The 4,027-nt window shown below is 49.1% G+C and carries 6 protein-coding genes; 2 read left to right on the plus strand and 4 right to left on the minus strand.

Annotated features, from left to right (window positions below; all coding sequences use genetic code 11):
- Positions 1-163: transposase (locus F7P80_RS16985; protein ID WP_487246630.1), on the minus strand; the 163-nt coding region annotated here is incomplete at its 3' end.
- Positions 164-219: 56 nt separating this feature from the next.
- Between F7P80_RS16985 and F7P80_RS16590 the strand changes: the two genes are divergently transcribed.
- Positions 220-366 carry a DUF4113 domain-containing protein gene (locus F7P80_RS16590; RefSeq protein ID WP_249041513.1) on the plus strand — a complete coding sequence of 49 codons (147 nt, stop codon included), beginning with the start codon at positions 220-222 and terminating at the stop codon, positions 364-366.
- Here F7P80_RS16590 and F7P80_RS16595 read toward each other — a convergent pair.
- From F7P80_RS16595 to F7P80_RS16605, 3 genes are all read right to left on the minus strand, one after another.
- Complete coding sequence (locus F7P80_RS16595) at positions 363-779, minus strand: Fur family transcriptional regulator (RefSeq protein ID WP_151046194.1); 417 nt, start codon at positions 777-779, stop codon at positions 363-365. The two genes, F7P80_RS16590 and F7P80_RS16595, sit on opposite strands and share 4 nt — an antisense overlap.
- Before the next feature lie 25 nt (positions 780-804).
- A complete protein-coding gene (locus F7P80_RS16600) occupies positions 805-1,986 on the minus strand; it encodes an acetyltransferase domain-containing protein (protein ID WP_151046197.1) in 1,182 nt (393 codons plus the stop codon).
- 218 nt (positions 1,987-2,204) lie between these two features.
- Positions 2,205-3,683 carry a hypothetical protein gene (locus tag F7P80_RS16605; RefSeq protein ID WP_151046200.1) on the minus strand — a complete coding sequence of 493 codons (1,479 nt, stop codon included), beginning with the start codon at positions 3,681-3,683 and terminating at the stop codon, positions 2,205-2,207.
- 181 nt (positions 3,684-3,864) lie between these two features.
- Here F7P80_RS16605 and F7P80_RS16990 point away from each other — a divergent pair.
- The coding region (locus F7P80_RS16990; protein WP_487246630.1) for a transposase at positions 3,865-4,027 on the plus strand (163 nt) is incomplete at its 3' end.

The following is a 4,027-nucleotide window of genomic DNA, read 5'->3' on the forward strand; positions in this document are numbered from 1 at the left end:
TCTCCACAGGAAATGGAGGCCGTCCTTTGCGACCTTCAGGCGCATATGGCGCAATCAAGTCCACCAACTCTTGCCATGGAACGACTTGCTGCATCTGCTCCAGGAATTCGCGTTTACGTGTTTTTTTGGTGGAAAGGTTCAGGCCAAGATCAAATTGCTGCATAGGCCGGGATGCTGCCGCACCCGGCACGCATGTGCAAGCACATGCGTTGGGGACTTATGCAGAGGTTCCTTAACGCCCGCTACGACAAGGATACTGTGCACATAGCCAGCATCGCTCAAACCCCAAAGGATGAGTCAGGCTGGCTGATGAAGCAGGAGCGGCACACGCCAAGATACACGAAGACACTTGCTAAACTAAATTAACTGGAGGTAGGCAGCACGCAGTGCTTTGTATCTTTTTTATTAGATTTTAAACAATCAGCGCAGACACCATATAAGGTAATTTCATGACTTTCTACAAGAAATCCAGAAGAAGCAAATTCAGCCAGATTACCCGGGCAACCCTCAAAATCAAAAACTTTTGAACAAACTTTGCATTGAAAATGATGGTGATGATCAAGATGTCCGGCCTCATATAATGGTGGACGACCTGGTAAGTGCACTTCTTTTATTAACTTTTCCTGCTCCATCTGTTTAATAGCTCTATACACTGTGGCAATTCCTAAGCTTGGAAGTTGCCTTTGAGCAAGGCTCAAAATCTCTTGTGGAGACAAGGGTCGACCTATATGTCGTAATACGCTATCAATTGCGGCTCGTTGTTTAGTAGATCGTTGCATGGAAAATTAACGCATTCGATGCAGATTATAAATACTTAAGCCAAGCAATATCACGCCTAGCCTGCTTAAGTGAGGCAAACCATTTGACTGCAGGGAAAAGAGTTAAAACAAGAAATAATGATAGTCCCCATAGCCAAAAGAGATTATCTAAACCGAAAAGCTTACCTTTATTTTCTCCAAAAAAATATACTGCAGCAATATACATGAACTTCAATGTATATAGATGGAGGATGTAAAAAAACATTGGTGCAGATCCGAAGACTGCTAATTTTTTTATCCAAGCATGCTCTGCACTATGCTCGAAAGCGTAAAGTAGCAGTAGACCCACCCCCAAAGTCAGCAGTAGGAAAAGCAATGATGGCGGATACTTAGTTACATTGAACCATGACATCAGTGTCTGTGTAGTATTAATTCCAAATTGCCAAGGTGTGTCGCCGTATACATTTAGCATCCGTAAAAACGCAAATGTTGCCAAGCTGCCCAATCCAGCCAAGAGAAGATAATTTCCACGTTTAGTGGCAGCGCTATTTTTACTAAACCACGGGCCTATGCCATATCCCAATGCAATTACACCTATCCAAGGCATTACAGGGTAGGATGTACGCAGCTTTATGCCAGCGATTTCCAACCATCCCCTGTCATGCAAAACAGCCCAAGGTGCATGTAAGATATGCCCAACTGGAAAGTGCACGCCGTCTAATAGATTATGACCAGCCACCAAAATAATCCCAGTAATAATTAATAATTTTCGTGGCATCCATACCATTACGGACAAAGCCAACATTGAAAGACCAATAGCCCAAATGACCTGTAGAAACACCTTCACAGGCGGAAATTGGAAGGTCCATGCAAAATTCACTACGGTTACTTCCAGCAAGACAAGAAAAAGCCCTCGTTTCCACAAAAAAGCAGATGCAGACATGCGTGAACTATGCAGATCATCTTGGCGGCTAGCGTAGAGGTATGCACTCAGTCCAGTCAAAAAGACAAATATAGGTGCGCATAAATGCGCCAACATTCTTGGTATGAAGATACCCAATGGTGTGTCCCCAACATCCATGGGGTCTGGTACCTGAAGGTGCAGGAAAAATGTTTCGCGAACATGGTCAAGCATCATGAAGATCATGACCAATCCTCTTAAGGCGTCAATTGACTTAAGACGGCTTGTTCTGGTTGCAAGGGATTGGATTGGGATTGAATTGCTCATAATGATAATGGCTTATCAAAATCATTGTAGATTATTTTCCCAGACATCCATCATCTTGACACTTGCTGTACTTCTAAGAAGGGTTTTCTCGGCGTGGGTTGGGTCATGCAAATTGCAGTCGTGTCTCCCCACCCCAGATAAAAAAACCCGCCTTGCAACCACAAAGCGGGTTTTTCGTTGCTCTCTTTGCACTGCTGGCTCTCAAACGAACTGTGACTTCAGGCGTTAGGCTGCAGGCTTTCCAGTTGGTGACGGTTCACCGGTGTTTCCCGTTTCTCTTCCACCTTGAAGTTGACCAGTTTCTTCATGGTCTGCAGCAGGTTCTGCTCAGTGCTCCGCTGGGCATCGCTCACCCGCCCCTCCACCATAGTGACTGTAGTCACATTCTCCGTGCTGTCGTTCACGTTAAATACATCGTAGTTCCCGGAGCTCATGTCTAGCATGACATCACCACGCGACTTCACGTACTGGGCCACTAGGCTCTCGCTTTGCTTTTGCTGGAGTGTCCAAGTGTTGGCGTGGGCACCGGGCAGCAAGGTTGTCTTCTGGCTGAATTGGTAGGTGGCTGAGCCAGTTTCAACCACAGCACCAAAGCGTCCCGTACGTTCAAAAGTGCCGCTGAAGCTGGCCGTGAAGTCTGCCAGGCCGCTGAGCATAGGATCAATCGCGCCTGGCGTTGGGTTGTGGCGAGACAGCGTACCTGTAGCGCCTGTCGCTGTGTGCAACTGGTTGAAAGCGTCCTTAAACAGTGTCACCAAACGGCTGTCTGCATGACTGCGTTGCGCTGCAGCATCAACCTGGCGGAGCAGCTCGGTGATGGAGGATAGCCGCTGCTGGTCGCTGGTTTTCCCCACAAGCATCTGTACATCGACGCCAACATCGACCTTGCCTAAGGCGCCTGAATAGGTAATCGCATTGCGGTCTGATCCAAGGTGCAGGTCAAAGGAGGAAAGCAACTCGCCCTCACCAGGGTTCTTGATCGAAAGATCCACGCTTTGCAGCACGCTACGATCAAAACTTGCCAAGCCTGCAATGTCCATGCGAGGCTTGTCGGGCTGACCCAAGCCTTCCAGCGCCTTATCAAGCCCTTGTGCTAGCTCAGACAGCGCGCGTTTTTCTGCACTGCTCAGTGAGCCAGAAGCTTTAATCTCCACTTGTAAGCCATTGCGTCCCAGAACACCGCCCCGATCCACAGCAAGAGTGAGTTCTACCGTCGTGCCCGAGCGCGTCTGCACCTTGAGGCTGGCCTTAGCCACCGTGCTACTGAAACTCTCCAACGCTGCCTCATCCAGCTCTTTTGCAGATCCAGTGCCCATCGCTGATGCATCGTAGTTCACCAGCGTCTGTCGATAGGCCGTACCGTTGCTCGCGAACTGACTGAGCACAGCTCCACCCAGACCACGCCACTGTGCAGCCAGACCATCGGGCCGACGGCGTGCACTGTTGAGTGCCATGATGGAACTTATATCGTCTTGTACAGGGTTGGACCATGCCTGCCGATTCTGAGAATAGGATGCCAACTTGCTATAGGTGACGTCCGAAGCCGCGCGCGTATCCATGCTCACGATCGTAGAGCGCGCTTGCGTGGCGGCGACGGCCGTGCTGCTTTTCACTGCTGCAGCGCTGGGCGAAACCATCACTCCATGATTAACGTCGTTCGGCAGCACACCGGTTCGGATTGCAGAAATAGTGCTCACAACTAGTTTTCCCTTTGCTAAAGGCCGCAACTCATGCGCCCTCTCCCCTTTATCGGAAATTTGAGAAAAATCTTAAGGAGAAGTGGTTCCAGTTTTTTGAACAGCTAGCTAAGGAACCTCTGCATAAGTCCCCAACGCATGTGCTTGCACATGCGTGCCGGGTGCGGCAGCATCCCGGCCTATGCAGCAATTTGATCTTGGCCTGAACCTTTCCACCAAAAAAACACGTAAACGCGAATTCCTGGAGCAGATGCAGCAAGTCGTTCCATGGCAAGAGTTGGTGGACTTGATTGCGCCATATGCACCTGAAGGTCGCAAAGGACGGCCTCCATTTCCTGTGGAGA

The sequence above is a fragment of the Comamonas kerstersii genome, from assembly GCF_008801935.1.
GTDB lineage: Bacteria > Pseudomonadota > Gammaproteobacteria > Burkholderiales > Burkholderiaceae_C > Comamonas > Comamonas kerstersii.